This window comes from Fulvivirga marina (genome assembly GCF_016775155.1).
Classification (GTDB): domain Bacteria; phylum Bacteroidota; class Bacteroidia; order Cytophagales; family Cyclobacteriaceae; genus Fulvivirga; species Fulvivirga marina.
The window spans coordinates 156,890-170,930 of sequence record NZ_JAEUGD010000043.1 but is presented as its reverse complement, the minus strand read 5'-3'; the positions used below and the strand labels follow the sequence as shown (position 1 = coordinate 170,930).

Here is a 14,041-nt window from a genome sequence, read left to right as displayed (position 1 = left end):
AAATATTATGTTGTTGGCGTGCAGTTTAACTGAAGTACCTACCTAACCATGTAGACTTGGCCGGAACTATCCATGAAGTTTCCAGTTCACTTTTATTGGACACTAGATTATTAAAAGTAAGCGTACTTTCATCAATCTTTCCTTCCGCCACACTGGTTTTTAAGTTACTGAGAGATTCAAGATATACTTCTTCATTAAATATAAAGGCAATTTTAGTGCGATCAAAAAAGTTGATGCCTAACTGCTGCTCTATTTGCTTCACAAAGCCTACTGAGCTGTCAATAGAACAACCACTGGCTTTGTTAAAATTTTCATCAGCACTGATCACTAAAAATTGGTTATGAAATATTTTAAAAGAGCTTTTCAGAGGAGCTCCATGAGCGGCCCATTCCTCAAAAAAATTTACCCCTGCATCATTAACACTGACTACTTCGGTATTTGCCAATTTTCGATTCGCCTGGTATATCCATACTCTGGCATCATCGGGCATGTTTTCAAATGGTACTAGCATAATAACAAATTTAGAAAAAAAACGGCAAAAGCCCGGATTAAGTTCTGCTAAACGGAATCAGCTTACACCATCCTTAAGCACCCATATTCAACTCCTGGCTTGAGCAACAGAGACCTTAATCCCAAAGGTTCTCCAGGGTGTACGGACCTTCGTCAACCACCCAAAAATTACCTGTTACATAACGCAACCCACGATCAAGCTCAGCAATCTCCTCCATTTCTTGAGGACCTAGTTCAATAGCGGCTGCCTTGTAGTTCTGTCTGATACGGTCTGGGCTTACCGACTTAGGGATTACGGCTATATTTCGGCTTAGTGACCAGGCAATCAATACCTGGGCAGGAGTTATGCCATTGTCTTGTGCAATTCTTGTAATCGTAGGGTCTTCAAGAAGTAAGGGCTCATCATCAGCTTTAAGCAAAGCTGGCCGGTCTTTAGAACCAAGAGGAGAGTAAGCTGTGAGAAGTATGCCTTCTTCTTTACAAAAATCAACCATCTCTTGCTGTTGCAAATATGGATGCATCTCAATTTGGTTCATTTCAGGCTTGATTTTACACTCTACTGAGAGCGACTTCAATTTATCAATACTAAAATTTGAAACACCAATATGCGTAGTCAAACCTTTTTCCTGCACAGCTTCCATAGCTCTCCAGGTTACTGATAGTGGAATCTCATTAAGTGAAAAGAAATCACTTGCTTTCTCAGCCATAGACACCCCCTTTTTTAGAGCCACCGGCCAGTGGATAAGAAAAAGATCAAGGTATTCAACCTGCAAATCAGCAAGGGTTTTCTTTAAAGCTGGCTCAACATCTTCAGTGCCATGAGCATCATTCCATAGCTTCGAAGTTATCCACAAGTCTTCACGCTTAACGATACCCTCATCAAAGCATTCTACCAATGCATCTCCGACTTCCTTTTCGTTTCCATAAATAGGTGCACAGTCAATGTGTCTATAGCCAGTTTTTATAGCCTCTTTTACTGCAGCATAAACTTCTCCTGGTTGTGATTTCCAGGTACCAAGGCCAAAAGCTGGCATTTTATCTCCATTTCTAAATTGAAGTGTCTTCATTGATCAATATTTTTAATTAGTTGGCATTAGTTCTCCAATGTATTTTCAACGTCCATATCAGCTTCATTGTTACTATAATTTACTTGCTACAAGCCAGATAATATAAAAACGTCAAATAACTGACTTTTTCCCATCCTATAACCCCCTAAATTTATACTAAACCCTGCCGTGATACTTTTGTGATAACTGAAATATACCTTTACTAAGGAATAAGTCCGGCTTGTGATCTAGGGAAATAATCATACATGAAAAAGGTACTGCTTATAGAGGATGATGCTCATATAAAGGATTTACTTGAAATCCATTTAAGCGATTTAGGTTGCCATTTAAAAATGGCACAAAATGGGAATACAGGTTACCAAATGGCTCTAACCGAAGTTCTGGACCTCATTATATTAGACTTAATGTTACCAGATAAAGACGGTATAGAGATCTGCCGAGACCTCCGAGCCAATGATATTGATACGCCCATATTGATGCTGACTGCACGATCAGAAGAAATTGATAAAATACTGGGACTTGAGACCGGTGCAGATGATTATTTAACCAAACCCTTCAGTGTGAGGGAATTTATTGCTCGGGTAAAGGCCATTTTTAGAAGGGTACAAATGCTTAACACGCCCAAAGAAGACACCCGAATAATCAAGCATGGAGCATTGACGATAGACCAATCCAAAAGGAAGGTGCTACGGGATGGAGAAAGAATTGACCTTACTCCAAAAGAATTTGACCTGCTCTACCTGTTAGCCTCTAACCCTGGCAAAAGTTATTCACGTGACCGCCTTCTAAGTATCATTTGGGGGTATGAATTTGAAGGCTATGAACACACAGTAAACTCTCACATCAATCGCCTTCGAGCCAAAGTAGAAAAGAACCTGAACAACCCCGAATACATTCTTACTACCTGGGGAATAGGCTACAGGTTCAATGATGAGATTTCCGAAATAAACCAGTTTAAAAATGAAAATTAAAAATACCAGCCTGGGTTTTTTTTGGAAAATCTCCCTCACCCTAGTCGGACTTTTGCTAATTGTCGGCTTCTCTTATATTTTTATTACCGCCACGCTGGCTGAAAAGTATGTCCAGGAAAAAAATCAGGCACTGAATGCAAGTATTGCCGAGCACATCATCACTGAAGTAAAGCCATTTATCAATGGAGAGCTTTCGGAAAGCGCAACGCATGACATCATGCATCATATGATGGCCATCAACCCAAGTATAGAAGTATATATACTTGATCCAAAAGGCAAAATATTGTCGTATGTGGCCCCATACAAAAAAGTGAAAATGGATGCTGTAGACCTGACTCCCGTTCGTCAATTCATCCGCTCTGAAGACCAAAAGTACATTGTTGGTGACGACCCAAGAAACCCCGGCATTCACAAGGTTTTCTCAGCAGCCCCAATACAGGAGAATGATCAAATCCTGGGATATGTTTACGTAGTATTGGCAAGCGAAGAATATGACTCCGTATCAGCATATATGAGGAACAGTTATATTCTACGCCTCGGCGGCAGAGCAATCTTTACTACTTTGTTTGTAGCACTGATCCTTGGGCTTTTGGTCATCTGGCTTATCACCCGTAACATCAACCGCATAATACAAAGTGTCAAGCGCTTTCAAAATGGTGAAATGAGTGCCCGGATACCTGTTAGGTCAGAAGGAGGTATTCATGATCTGGCCCTGGCATTTAATGAAATGGCTGATACCATTGTAGGTAACATTGAAAATTTGAAATCCATGGAAAACCTGCGTAGGGAGCTTGTTGGCAATGTCTCGCATGATCTGCGCACTCCTCTGGCGGTTATACATGGCTACATTGAAACCTTAATAATCAAACGGAAAACACTTTCTGAAGAGGACCGTGAAAAGTACCTGAAAATCATACTCGAAAGCACCGAAAAGCTAAGAAAGCTGGTGAATGAGTTATTTGAACTTTCGAAGCTTGAATCTAAGCAGGTCAGTCCTAAAAAAGAGCCTTTCTTTATACAGGAGCTAATTAACGATATCAGTCAAAAATTCCAGCTTTTGGCCCGACAGAAGAATATTGAGTTAGTAACCTCCAAACACCAGAGCAATACATTAGTACTTGCAGATGTTGGGTTAATAGAACGGGTGTTACAAAACCTGATAGATAACGCGCTAAAATTCACCCCAGAAAGAGGAAAAATAGAAGTAGAGGTAGGTCAGGGTGATCAATACGTTGAAATCAGGGTTTCTGACTCCGGTCCCGGTATACCCAAAGATCAGATCCCGTTCATATTTGACCGTTATCATATTGGAGATAAGCGTATCAGCCTGGACAATAACAACACGGGATTAGGACTAGCCATTGTTAAAAAAATTCTGGAAATTCATAATGCTACGATTCATCTGAGTAGTAAAGTCAATTACGGTACTACTTTCTCATTTCAACTGCCACAATACCAAACCGCTCAATCATGAAAAGAATATTTGCAATACTATTAATCCTTACTGGCTGTATTGGAACAGATATCATAGATGATGAAATGGAGGAGAAAATAGTTATTGAAAGCCCTCTGACATCATTAAAAGTAGGGGAAACGCATCAGTTTTCGGCAAAGTACTTCAACAATATCGGCAAGGAAGAGCAAGTGGTTTTTGTATGGACTTCGTCCGATGAGTCTATCATTTCGATTGACAATACAGGCCTGGCCACAGCTCTTAAAACCGGTACTGTTACACTCAATGTACTTGCGGAGGGTATTAGCGCCGCTCTGAAAATAACTGCCAGCAACGAAACCAGTGGAGAAGTAGAACAACGAACAGCATCATTATCAACGGTAAGTTCTTACCCACTTTCTGGCGATGTAATACTCAAAAAGGGGGCAAACGGTCTTATCCTGGAATTTGCCGATAACTTTAACACTACTTCTGCACTTCCCGGATTGTATGTCTACCTCTCCAACAATATTAACACAATTAATGGAGCTCTGGAGGTGGCAAAAGTTGCAAAATTCAGTGGTGCGCAGTCCTACGAAATAAGTACAACCTCAGATCTTTTCCAGTATAACATAGTATTATTTTACTGCAAACCTTTTGTAGTACCTGTAGGTAACGGCAAACTAAACCCTTAAACAAATGAAGATCTTCAAAATTACTTTTGCTATTGCCCTGGCATTGTTCAGCACGGAAGCTTCGGCGGGAGGGGGCTGGCCCCAGCCAAGGGGAGATATATTCCTTAAACTCAGCCAGTGGTGGGTAGTTTCAGACCAACATTACACCAATACGGGTATGATTGACCCAAACCTCACCAGAGGAACATACAATACCAGTATCTATGCCGAGTATGGCTTTACTGACCGGCTAACAGGTATACTCTATTTTCCTTTTTTTAGCCGGGCTACATTAAATGAGCTAGTTTCGGGTACAACTGGGCAACTCATTGCTGAGGGCGATGCCATAAATTCTTTGGGTGATACTGATTTAAGTATAAAATATGGATTGATCACTAACAAGCCAATCGTTGTAAGCGCCACCTTAACCCTCGGCATACCCCTCGGAAATGACAATGGTGGGAGAGATGGTTCGTTACAAACCGGAGATGGTGAATTCAACCAAATGATATCTATTGATGTCAGCAAAGCATTTAAAATGGGTGAATTTGACCCTTTCTTTTCATTAAAGGCAGGTATTAACAACCGCACCAATGACTACTCCGACGAGTTCCGTTATGGAGCAGAGGCAGGCATTACTATAGGCAAGGTAACACTCATAGCCAGACTTTTTGGAGTTAAGTCTTTTGATAATGGGGCTGATAACTTCATTGCTATTGGCACAAGCCTTTTTGCAAACAATACGGAATACACTTCGTTTTCTCCTGAGATCGCCTTTAACTTCACAAAAGCATTTGGAATTTCAGCCTCATATGGCACTGCCTTTTCAGGGCAGCTAATTTTTGCCAATCCCAGTTACTCTGTTGGCGCCTTTTTAAAGCTTTAGACTTACGTTATGCTTTCGTGATAATTCCGTGATACTTGAAGCCGACTTTTGATAATATGTTAAACAGAAAATTTTAAAACCATGTTAAAAAAACTCGGAATACTAATCATACCCATCACGCTATGCATTGCTTGTAGCAATGACGATACGGAAGAAATACTAATTGATACCAGCATGCCTCAGGGAAGCTTTACGACAGCAAAAAATGGTATTTTTGTTGAGCAGAATGACACGGGAAGTACAGGTACCGCCCAATTAGGTACTGACGAAAACGGCATCCAGTTTTTGCATTTTGCTGCTGACTTTTCTACTAATCTTGCTACCGGAACGGTAACCGTTTACCTGTCCACTTCCAGCGAATATAAAGCTGACCCTAGCAGTGGCAACCCTGATCTTAGGCTCATCGGCCCCGTAAGCTCTACTGGTGAAAATTACTTCATGTTAGATCCAGCTGCAGCCAGTAAGTTCACTCATGTGATCCTATGGTGCGGTTCCGCAAATATCCCTTTCGGGTACGCTGAATTGAATTAACTTCCATGAACAGTCGAAGTATAAAAGGCAAATGCATGTCCCTGGCATTGGGGGCAGCATTCCTTTGTTTCTCAACGGTACAGGCACAAAGCGGCTGGACCCGTAAAAAAGGAGAGTACTATTTGAAAGTACAAACAAACCATGGCAAGTCTGATAACTATTTCAACCTTTCCGGCGAACAGTTAAAGACCTCTGAATTTGTACAGTCTGTTACCGGGCTTTATGGAGAATATGGGATAACCGATCGGTTTACAATAATTAGTTATGGACCCGTGATCAAACATCAGTACTTTCAAACCACTGAAAAAATTACCGCTTTGGGCGACCTCCCCATTGGCTTTAAGTATGGTATATTTCAGGGCAAGATACCTATATCAGTAAGTCTGGTTACAGATATACCAATAGCTAAGGCCAATAACTATGCACAAAATAAAGAAAATAGCTTTGAGCAGATTAACTTACCCGCTGGTGATGGTGAATGGAATTTTAGGTTAACGGCAGCCGCATCCCATTCATTTTACCCTATCCCTGCCTATGCATCGGTATATTCCACATTTAATTACAGAACCCAATATGAAGGCGTTGATTTCACCCACCAGGCAATGGGTGGTACCGAAGTTGGCATCATCATAGGCTCAAAAGTTTGGCTCATTGGAGGCTTGTCTTTCCAGAAGTCTTTAGGAAGTGGGGCAGCAGTAGATTTTGTAAGGGGTGAAGGTACGGAGTTTACAGCTCTGGAGATTAAATCTGCAGTTGAGGTTTACAATGCCATCAGCCTTAACGTTGGCTATTTTAGGTATATGGATTTGATTATAGAAAGAGCTAACCTCTATAGCTCAGGAATCATCTCGCTTGGACTGGCTTATGAGTTTAAAAAGTAGAGGAACAGAATAATTGTTGTTTAGCTTTTCAAGATTAAGCCCGGATACTGAACCCGGGCTTTTAATTAGCTTTTATTTCTCACCCAAGCCTTCCGCAATAAGTTCGGCCAAGTCCTTCACTTTCACATCTGCTTCCTTCTCTTTATTTTTTACACCATCACTCATCATAGTCATGCAAAAGGGGCAACCTACCGCAATGGTATCAGCACCGGTACTCAAAGCCTCTTCAGTTCTTTCAACGTTAACTTCTTTATTACCAGGTTCTGCATCTTTAAACATCTGTCCGCCACCTGCACCACAGCAAAAACCTTTCGTCTTGCAACGCTTCATTTCTACTAACTCAGCATCAAGCGCCTCAAGCACCTCTCGGGGTGCCTCATAAATATTGTTTGCTCTACCAAGATAACATGAATCATGATAGGTGATCTTTCTTCCCTTAAACTCTCCTCCTCCTTTCAAAGAAACCTTTCCCTGATTGATCAACTGCTGTAAAAATGTGGAGTGATGAATTACTTCATAATTTCCACCTAATGCAGGATACTCATTTTTTAATGTATTAAAGCAATGCGGACAAGCAGTCACTACTTTTTTAACTTTATAACCGTTCAATACCTGAATATTTGAAACGGCCTGCATTTGAAAGAGGAATTCATTGCCAGCTCTTCTTGCCGGATCGCCCGTACAAGTTTCTTCAGGACCAAGCACTGCAAATGAAACCCCAACTACATTTAATATTTTAACAAAAGCGCGGGTAACGTTTTTATACCTGTCGTCATAAGAACCAGCACAGCCTACCCAGAACAATATTTCCGGAGACTCTCCTTTTGCAGCCATTTCGGCCATGGTAGGCACATTATATGTATTATCGCTCATAGCTTATAGATATCTTTTTATTAGTCAATTCTTTTACGCTTCTTCTTTTTTCAGATTATCGGCCCATTTAAACCTATCGGTAGGGGCAAATTTCCATGGAGCAAAATTGGTTTCAATGTTTTGGAACATGCTATTCCAGCTCGCAGGGGAGCCCGACTCTTCCATAGCCACATATCTTTTAAGTTGATATATGATATCCAGCGGGTCAATACTCACCGGACAAGCCTCAACACACGCTTGGCAACTTGTACAGGCATTGATCTCTTCTTTGGTAATAAAATCATGGAGTAGCGTCTTTCCATCTTCAAGACCTTTACCTCCCCCGGCAAGGCTTTTACCCACTTCTTCCACTCTGTCGCGAGTATCCATCATTATTTTTCTCGGCGACAACAGTTTTCCGGTCTGATTAGCAGGACACTCCGAAGTACAACGGCCACACTCCGTGCAGGCGTAAGAGTCCATCAAGTTCTTCCAGGTTAGATCATTGATGTCTTTAGCACCAAACCTACCTATTTCCTCCGGTGCAGGCGGTGGTGTACCTCCTTCCGGCTGTATCCCCAGCATCATGTTTACTTCGTTAGTTACGGCATCCATGTTTTTCATTTGCCCCTTAGGTGTAAGTGTGCTATAGTAAGTGTTCGGAAAAGCCATGAAAATATGTAAGTGCTTAGAGTAAGTAACGTATACTGCAAAAGCAAGAATGCCCACTATATGAAACCACCATGCAGCCCTTTCAATAAAAATAAGGCTTGTCGTGTTCATTCCTTCAAACAAAGGAATTAGAAAAGAGCTAAAGAACAATGAACCAGTTGCGGTATAATGCTCAGGGTTCAGTTGTTGCAATAATTGATCCGCTGCGTTCATGGTAAGAATAGCAAGCATAAGTACAATCTCAATAACCAATATCAGGTTTGCATCGAGTTTTGGCCAAGAAGTCATCTCACGAGAATGAAATCGCTTGACTTTAATAATATTCCTGCGAATCAGAAAAGCTGTACATGAGAAAAGCACGGCTACCGCCAGAAATTCAAAAATATTCATCAATACCGGGTAAATGCCTCCCAGAAACGGAGCAAAAATACGATGTTGACCAGAAAGCCCATCCAGTACAAACTCCAGCACCTCAAGGTTGATGACCAGAAAGCCTACATAGATCAACAGGTGAAGAAAAGCTGGAATGGGTCTCTTAAACATTTTCTTTTGACCAAAGGCAATTAAAAATGTGTTCTTCCACCGCTCGGATGTATTATTTTTTATATCTACATCCTTACCTAGGTTAATATTACTTTTTATGCGTTTAATGCGTTTAAACAGCACAAATATGGCTGTTCCAAGTACGATTACAAATGCTATTTGTCCTATGTATTCCATTCGAAGTAAATTTATCTGTATAAATTTAGTGTTTTTATTTGCATCAATTACAAAATTATATAGTTTTGCATCCTCATTACAACGGTGCTGTAGCTCAGTTGGTAGAGCATCGGACTGAAAATCCGTGAGTCGGTGGTTCGAGCCCACTCAGCACCACATCAAGGTCCCGAAGAAATTCGGGACTTTTTTGTTTTAAATCATTAGCGTTTTTCATCAGTTGAGTTTCTTTTGGTAATTTAGATTATAGGCTTAAAATTAATACTTATGCCAAAAATAGTATGCAAGCATACTATTTTTCCCGCTAATTTATAATAGTTCTTGATAACTCAGCCCCATGTAACTACCTTTTAAGAAATTTAAAAAAAATCATTCCCCATTGCCTGAGATTTCTATAAGACTTTTTTCGCAGCATCTGATGCAAGGTGTTTGGTGCATCATACTCGCACTTTTATTCCTATATACATTTAATGTATACCGCAAGCACTACCTTAAGATCTGGGCTTTCAGCTGGTGGGCTTTCGCCCTATACCTCCTTACTGCGGCAGCCATACTGCAGCTTATGTGGGTATACCCAGTACATCACCCGATTGGGGTTTCATTAACAGTACTATCCATCTGTGCTGCTTACACCCAGACCGTATTGTTATTTGTAGGAACATGGGAATTGATTAATGAAAAGAAGTTTAAAAAATCACAACTTTATCTTTTTCTTCTTTTGACTGTTGCTCTAGCAGTGCTCTCAAGTATAGTATTCCTGAATGGAGCAAATGCTTCTGAGGAAAGATTTTTTGCAAGAGTGGGCATCAGAGCAATTATTACTGGCATAGGTTTTCTCGCGACAGGAATCTGGATAATAACCACAAAATCCACCTCTAAAGGTCTTGGCAAAAAATTACTAACTGTTGCATTTATAATTTTCGGTCTTGAGCAAATCAATTACTTTGTCGTAGGCCTTCTGCCTCTTTTAGGCATCGAATATGAATTCACATACATAACACACTTAGGTCTTCTTGACTTTTTCCTACAAGCTCTTATCGGCATGGGAATGGTTATCTGGTTATTAGAAAACGAGCGGAGAGACCTTAAAAAGGCCAACGCTGATCTTGACAGTTTTTTTTACAGCACTTCTCATGACCTAAGGTCTCCAATAGCTTCAATACTTGGCCTGACTTATCTTGCAAAACATCAAAGCAAAGACCAGGAAACCCTGGAGATATTTGAAAGGATAGAGGGTCGAATCCAAAAACTGGATGAGGTTATTAACGACATTCTTAATTATTCAAAAAATAGCAAGAGGACACTGAATATAACAAAACTTAATTTTAATGTATTACTTGACGATGTAATTGGTTCCATCAAGTTTGTCAAAGGTGCTTCAGCCATCAGGCTGGACTATATTCCTAATGAGAAAAACCTGCTCAATGGTGATAAAGACAGGCTAGTAACTATTTTAAACAACCTCATTTCTAATTCTGTCAAATACCATGACCTTTCCAAAGCTGACCCATATATAAGAGTAAGCTTTCATAAATCCGGCGGGATGGCAAGAATAACTATAGCGGACAATGGGAGCGGTATTGACCCTAAAGATCAGGCAAAAGTTTTCGATATGTTTTACAGAGCTTCTACCGACTCACAAGGCTCCGGTTTGGGGCTGTTTATTGTAAAAGAAGCTGTTAAAAAGCTCAACGGAACAATAACGCTGGAATCAGCTCCCAGAGTAGGATCAACCTTTAAAGTAGTAATACCTGATCTGGAACCCTGACATGAGTGTGAAGCACTCAAATAGACAAATCAGGCATTACAAAAACCTAATTGAGTCTCTTAAGCTTCGCTATTTCCTTATCGGACAAGAATCTCCACTTACCTCTCGGAAGGTTAAGTTTATCCAAAGGACCATACATTACTCTATCTAATTTTATTACCTCATAGCCAAGGTGCTCAAAAATTCGTCTTACAATACGGTTTTTACCAATATGAATTTCAATCCCGAGCGTCTTTTTATTGTTATCAACAATAGCCAAGCCATCCACCATAGCCAGTCCATCCTCTAATTCAAGTCCTTGCTCAATCTTTGCAAAGTCTTCCTTGGTTATACTCTTATCCAGCTCGACCTTATAGATCTTTTTCACATTGTGGGATGGGTGTGCTAGTTTTCGGGCCAATTCACCATCATTGGTAAAAAGTAAAAGGCCTGTTGTATTGCGGTCAAGTCTACCTACAGGGTAAATTCTTTCTTCACAAGCATTTTTCACCAGCTCCATTACAGTCCTGCGATTTTCCGGGTCGTCAGTGGTGGTAATAAAGTCTTTGGGTTTATTGAGAAGTACATAGACAGGCTTCTCCGGACTTAGCTTTCTACCTTTAAAAACAACTTTGTCAGTAGGTTCAACTTTGTAACCGAGTTCAGTGATTACCTGCCCGTTAACCTTGATCTCACCGGCTACAATGAGCTTATCTGCTTCGCGTCGTGAACAAACTCCGGCGTTGGCAATATATTTATTTAATCGGGTCTCTTTGGCTGCATTCTGCTTCGGAGTCTCTGCTTTTGCAGAGCGTGATTTCGGCATTGCTTTAGCCTTACCTCCTGACCTGCCACGATTATTATCTGGTTTTCCTGATTTTTTCATAAGAATAACGCAGTATCACTACTGGATTTAATAGTTGATGTAGAGGTTAATTTTCTGACTCCTCTCCAATTGAATTATCATCTGCAGGAGTAAAATCCTTTGGTGTTGGCAACTCGTTGAGGCTATTTATACCAAAGTACTCCATAAAGAAGTCGCTAGTACCATATAGCAACGGCCTTCCTATTGATTCTGATTTTCCTTTAATTTCCAACAAGCCCTTTTCTAAAAGCTTTTGAACCGCATAGTCACAGTTTACCCCACGTATGCTTTCAACATCTGATTTTGTTACAGGCTGCTTATAAGCTATGATCGAAAGAGTTTCCAAAGCAGATGTTGACAATCGTCTCTTTGATTGCTGTTTAAGCATAATACCTATACTGGCCTGGTAAGCTGGCTTAGTCAAAAATTGATAACCCCCTCCGGAAGAACTCAACCCAAAAGAGAATTCTTCTGACTCAAATTTTGCTTCCAGCCTTTTTAAAGCCTCTTCTATATCCTTCTCTGGCACATCTGCCTCAAACATCTCTGAGAGACAAGCCTTAAGTTCTTTTACCTTTATGGGGTTGGGCGAACAGAATATTAATGCCTCTATATGATTCTGAAGAAAATCCACGGATTAGCTCTGCTGACTCAGTTTAGCTTCAATAGATTGAGTAGTATGAGGTACTGCACGTAAACGATCCTTAGAAATGAGTTTGCCGGTTACAGAACAGATACCGTAAGTACCATTTTTAATTCTTACTAAGGCACTTTCCAGGTTGTTAATAAACTTCTGTTGACGCGCCGCCAACTGACTCAGGTTTTCCTTCTCGGCTGTATCAGCACCATCCTCCAACACTTTTGTATTCCCGGAAGTAGAGTCTGTCCCCTCATCATTGCTTTTGTTAAGGGTTTCTTTTAATATTTTAAGCTCATTTTTGGCCTTCTCTAATTTTTCGATAATGAGTTCTTCAAACTCATTTAACTCTGCCTCTGAATACCTGGTCTTTTCTTCGTTACTCATTATGCTAAAATTTAAGTTAAATACATCGGTTCCAATAAAACCGCCTAAAAATAGTTTATGGAACCCAAAACAAAAAAGATTATATTGAATAAATTGTTTCAGGTCTAAACAAATTTAGTTTAAAATAGTGCCATAAAACCAACAAAAATTTATTCAGTTTATGAAAGTTGTTAAATCTTATATCTTCATTTTTTTACTTTTCACGATTGCTTGTCAATCCCCCAAAAAGGAAGAAAAGGTCATCGGCAAGGAAGTAGAAATAGGAAAAACAGAACAGCCAGGCCCCATTACACTAGTCATTCATGGAGGAGCAGGAACCATAAAGAAAGAAAACATGAGTGCTGAAAAAGAAGCTGCATATACTGCCAAACTTGAGGAGGCTCTCAACAGTGGATATGCTGTGCTTGAAAACGGAGGCACGAGCCTCGATGCCGTTACAACCACTATACAAATACTGGAAGAATCTCCATTGTTCAACGCAGGTAGGGGAGCCGTATTTACCAATGAAGGCAAAAATGAGATGGATGCCTCTATCATGAACGGCAAAACTAGTGAAGCTGGAGCTGTAGCCGGGGTAACCAATGTAAAAAGCCCTATTATGGCAGCAAGAGCTGTTATGGAAAAATCACCTCATGTAATGATGGCAGGCAAAGGAGCTGAACAATTTGCCAAAGAACAAGGCCTGGAAATAGTCGACCCCTCATATTTCTACGATGAAAATCGCTATAGGCAACTGCAACAGATAAAAGCAGAAGAAAATATCACGGCCTTCCTCAAAAAATATCCCGATTACAAATTTGGCACTGTGGGTTGTGTAGCACTAGACTCTTACGGCAATATAGCCGCAGGAACTTCAACAGGAGGCATGACAAACAAGCGATATGGCCGCATTGGTGATTCGCCTGTAATTGGCGCAGGAACTTACGCTGACAACGCCACCTGCGGGGTATCGGCAACCGGACATGGTGAATTTTTTATCCGAAACGTAGTAGCATATGATATAGCTGCCTTAATGAAGTATAAAGGTCTGAGCATTCAAGACGCCGCTAATGAAGTGGTGATGAATCATCTTGTTCAAAAAGGGGGATCAGGTGGAGTTATAGCTTTAGACAGGCAGGGAAATATAGCTATGCCATTTAATACATCAGGAATGTACAGGGGTTATATCCGTGAAGAGAATAACCCCGTAGTTAAGATATACAAGGAATAAGT

Annotated in this window: 15 protein-coding genes and 1 tRNA gene; 9 read left to right on the top strand and 7 right to left on the bottom strand. The window is 40.5% G+C overall.

What is annotated here, in order from left to right; genetic code table 11:
* Nucleotides 1-25: 25 nt before the first annotated feature.
* Both JMN32_RS14420 and JMN32_RS14415 read right to left on the bottom strand, forming a co-directional pair.
* The gene (locus JMN32_RS14420; protein WP_202857046.1) at nucleotides 26-511 is read right to left on the bottom strand and encodes a hypothetical protein; all 486 of its coding nucleotides are present in this window, start codon (nucleotides 509-511) and stop codon (nucleotides 26-28) included.
* A 115-nt stretch (nucleotides 512-626) separates the two neighbouring features.
* Nucleotides 627-1,577: an aldo/keto reductase gene (locus JMN32_RS14415; protein ID WP_202857045.1), complete on the bottom strand. Its 951-nt coding sequence runs from the start codon at nucleotides 1,575-1,577 to the stop codon at nucleotides 627-629.
* A gap of 245 nt (nucleotides 1,578-1,822) precedes the next feature.
* Here JMN32_RS14415 and JMN32_RS14410 point away from each other — a divergent pair, with 245 nt between their 5' ends.
* The 6 genes from JMN32_RS14410 (at nucleotide 1,823) to JMN32_RS14385 (ending at nucleotide 6,952) form a co-directional block, all read left to right on the top strand.
* Nucleotides 1,823-2,548 carry a response regulator transcription factor gene (locus tag JMN32_RS14410; RefSeq protein WP_202857044.1) on the top strand — a complete coding sequence of 242 codons (726 nt, stop codon included), beginning with the start codon at nucleotides 1,823-1,825 and terminating at the stop codon, nucleotides 2,546-2,548.
* Nucleotides 2,538-4,022, top strand: a complete 1,485-nt coding sequence (locus JMN32_RS14405; protein ID WP_202857043.1) for a sensor histidine kinase — start codon at nucleotides 2,538-2,540, stop codon at nucleotides 4,020-4,022. The genes JMN32_RS14410 and JMN32_RS14405 overlap by 11 nt, the downstream gene beginning before the upstream one ends.
* Nucleotides 4,019-4,675: a DM13 domain-containing protein gene (locus JMN32_RS14400; RefSeq protein ID WP_202857042.1), complete on the top strand. Its 657-nt coding sequence runs from the start codon at nucleotides 4,019-4,021 to the stop codon at nucleotides 4,673-4,675. The genes JMN32_RS14405 and JMN32_RS14400 overlap by 4 nt, the downstream gene beginning before the upstream one ends.
* Before the next feature lie 4 nt (nucleotides 4,676-4,679).
* Nucleotides 4,680-5,540, top strand: coding sequence for a hypothetical protein (locus tag JMN32_RS14395; RefSeq protein ID WP_202857041.1), 861 nt, complete (start codon nucleotides 4,680-4,682; stop codon nucleotides 5,538-5,540).
* Nucleotides 5,541-5,621: 81 nt separating this feature from the next.
* Nucleotides 5,622-6,071, top strand: a complete 450-nt coding sequence (locus tag JMN32_RS14390; protein WP_202857040.1) for a DM13 domain-containing protein — start codon at nucleotides 5,622-5,624, stop codon at nucleotides 6,069-6,071.
* 5 nt (nucleotides 6,072-6,076) lie between these two features.
* Entirely contained in the window at nucleotides 6,077-6,952 is an 876-nt protein-coding gene (locus JMN32_RS14385) for a hypothetical protein (protein ID WP_202857039.1), read from the top strand.
* A 72-nt stretch (nucleotides 6,953-7,024) separates the two neighbouring features.
* On the opposite strand, the gene JMN32_RS14380 is transcribed toward JMN32_RS14385, so the two are convergent.
* Together JMN32_RS14380 and JMN32_RS14375 are read right to left on the bottom strand one after the other, a co-directional pair.
* Nucleotides 7,025-7,825 (bottom strand): (Fe-S)-binding protein, encoded by an 801-nt coding sequence (locus JMN32_RS14380; RefSeq protein WP_202857038.1) that lies wholly within the window; start codon nucleotides 7,823-7,825, stop codon nucleotides 7,025-7,027.
* A gap of 33 nt (nucleotides 7,826-7,858) precedes the next feature.
* Entirely contained in the window at nucleotides 7,859-9,196 is a 1,338-nt protein-coding gene (locus JMN32_RS14375) for a (Fe-S)-binding protein (protein WP_202857037.1), read from the bottom strand.
* 83 nt (nucleotides 9,197-9,279) lie between these two features.
* Between JMN32_RS14375 and JMN32_RS14370 the strand changes: the two genes are divergently transcribed.
* Nucleotides 9,280-9,352, top strand: a tRNA-Phe gene (locus JMN32_RS14370).
* A 220-nt stretch (nucleotides 9,353-9,572) separates the two neighbouring features.
* Nucleotides 9,573-10,961 carry a sensor histidine kinase gene (locus JMN32_RS14365; RefSeq protein WP_202857036.1) on the top strand — a complete coding sequence of 463 codons (1,389 nt, stop codon included), beginning with the start codon at nucleotides 9,573-9,575 and terminating at the stop codon, nucleotides 10,959-10,961.
* Between the two features lie 46 nt (nucleotides 10,962-11,007).
* Here JMN32_RS14365 and JMN32_RS14360 read toward each other — a convergent pair whose 3' ends face one another.
* From JMN32_RS14360 to JMN32_RS14350, 3 genes are read right to left on the bottom strand one after another with little or no spacing between them, the layout of a single operon-like run.
* Nucleotides 11,008-11,826, bottom strand: a complete 819-nt coding sequence (locus JMN32_RS14360) for a pseudouridine synthase (RefSeq protein ID WP_238354476.1) — start codon at nucleotides 11,824-11,826, stop codon at nucleotides 11,008-11,010.
* Between the two features lie 46 nt (nucleotides 11,827-11,872).
* Nucleotides 11,873-12,439, bottom strand: coding sequence for an SMC-Scp complex subunit ScpB (gene scpB, locus JMN32_RS14355; RefSeq protein ID WP_202857035.1), 567 nt, complete (start codon nucleotides 12,437-12,439; stop codon nucleotides 11,873-11,875).
* Between the two features lie 3 nt (nucleotides 12,440-12,442).
* Nucleotides 12,443-12,829, bottom strand: a complete 387-nt coding sequence (locus JMN32_RS14350; RefSeq protein WP_202857034.1) for a TraR/DksA family transcriptional regulator — start codon at nucleotides 12,827-12,829, stop codon at nucleotides 12,443-12,445.
* A gap of 160 nt (nucleotides 12,830-12,989) precedes the next feature.
* On the opposite strand from JMN32_RS14350, the gene JMN32_RS14345 reads away from it, so the two are divergent.
* Nucleotides 12,990-14,039 carry an isoaspartyl peptidase/L-asparaginase family protein gene (locus JMN32_RS14345; RefSeq protein ID WP_202857033.1) on the top strand — a complete coding sequence of 350 codons (1,050 nt, stop codon included), beginning with the start codon at nucleotides 12,990-12,992 and terminating at the stop codon, nucleotides 14,037-14,039.
* Nucleotides 14,040-14,041 lie beyond the last annotated feature (2 nt).

Bases quoted from the DNA above. Each gene is read 5' to 3' on its own strand.
- JMN32_RS14350 (WP_202857034.1), bottom strand. From the start codon at position 12,829: ATGAGTAACGAAGAAAAGACCAGGTATTCAGAGGCAGAGTTAAATGAG.
- JMN32_RS14375 (WP_202857037.1), bottom strand. From the start codon at position 9,196: ATGGAATACATAGGACAAATAGCATTTGTAATCGTACTTGGAACAGCC.
- JMN32_RS14415 (WP_202857045.1), bottom strand. From the start codon at position 1,577: ATGAAGACACTTCAATTTAGAAATGGAGATAAAATGCCAGCTTTTGGC.
- JMN32_RS14380 (WP_202857038.1), bottom strand. From the start codon at position 7,825: ATGAGCGATAATACATATAATGTGCCTACCATGGCCGAAATGGCTGCA.
- JMN32_RS14420 (WP_202857046.1), bottom strand. From the start codon at position 511: ATGCTAGTACCATTTGAAAACATGCCCGATGATGCCAGAGTATGGATA.
- JMN32_RS14390 (WP_202857040.1), top strand. From the start codon at position 5,622: ATGTTAAAAAAACTCGGAATACTAATCATACCCATCACGCTATGCATT.
- JMN32_RS14385 (WP_202857039.1), top strand. From the start codon at position 6,077: ATGAACAGTCGAAGTATAAAAGGCAAATGCATGTCCCTGGCATTGGGG.
- JMN32_RS14410 (WP_202857044.1), top strand. From the start codon at position 1,823: ATGAAAAAGGTACTGCTTATAGAGGATGATGCTCATATAAAGGATTTA.
- JMN32_RS14345 (WP_202857033.1), top strand. From the start codon at position 12,990: ATGAAAGTTGTTAAATCTTATATCTTCATTTTTTTACTTTTCACGATT.
- JMN32_RS14405 (WP_202857043.1), top strand. From the start codon at position 2,538: ATGAAAATTAAAAATACCAGCCTGGGTTTTTTTTGGAAAATCTCCCTC.
- JMN32_RS14360 (WP_238354476.1), bottom strand. From the start codon at position 11,826: ATGAAAAAATCAGGAAAACCAGATAATAATCGTGGCAGGTCAGGAGGT.
- JMN32_RS14400 (WP_202857042.1), top strand. From the start codon at position 4,019: ATGAAAAGAATATTTGCAATACTATTAATCCTTACTGGCTGTATTGGA.
- JMN32_RS14395 (WP_202857041.1), top strand. From the start codon at position 4,680: ATGAAGATCTTCAAAATTACTTTTGCTATTGCCCTGGCATTGTTCAGC.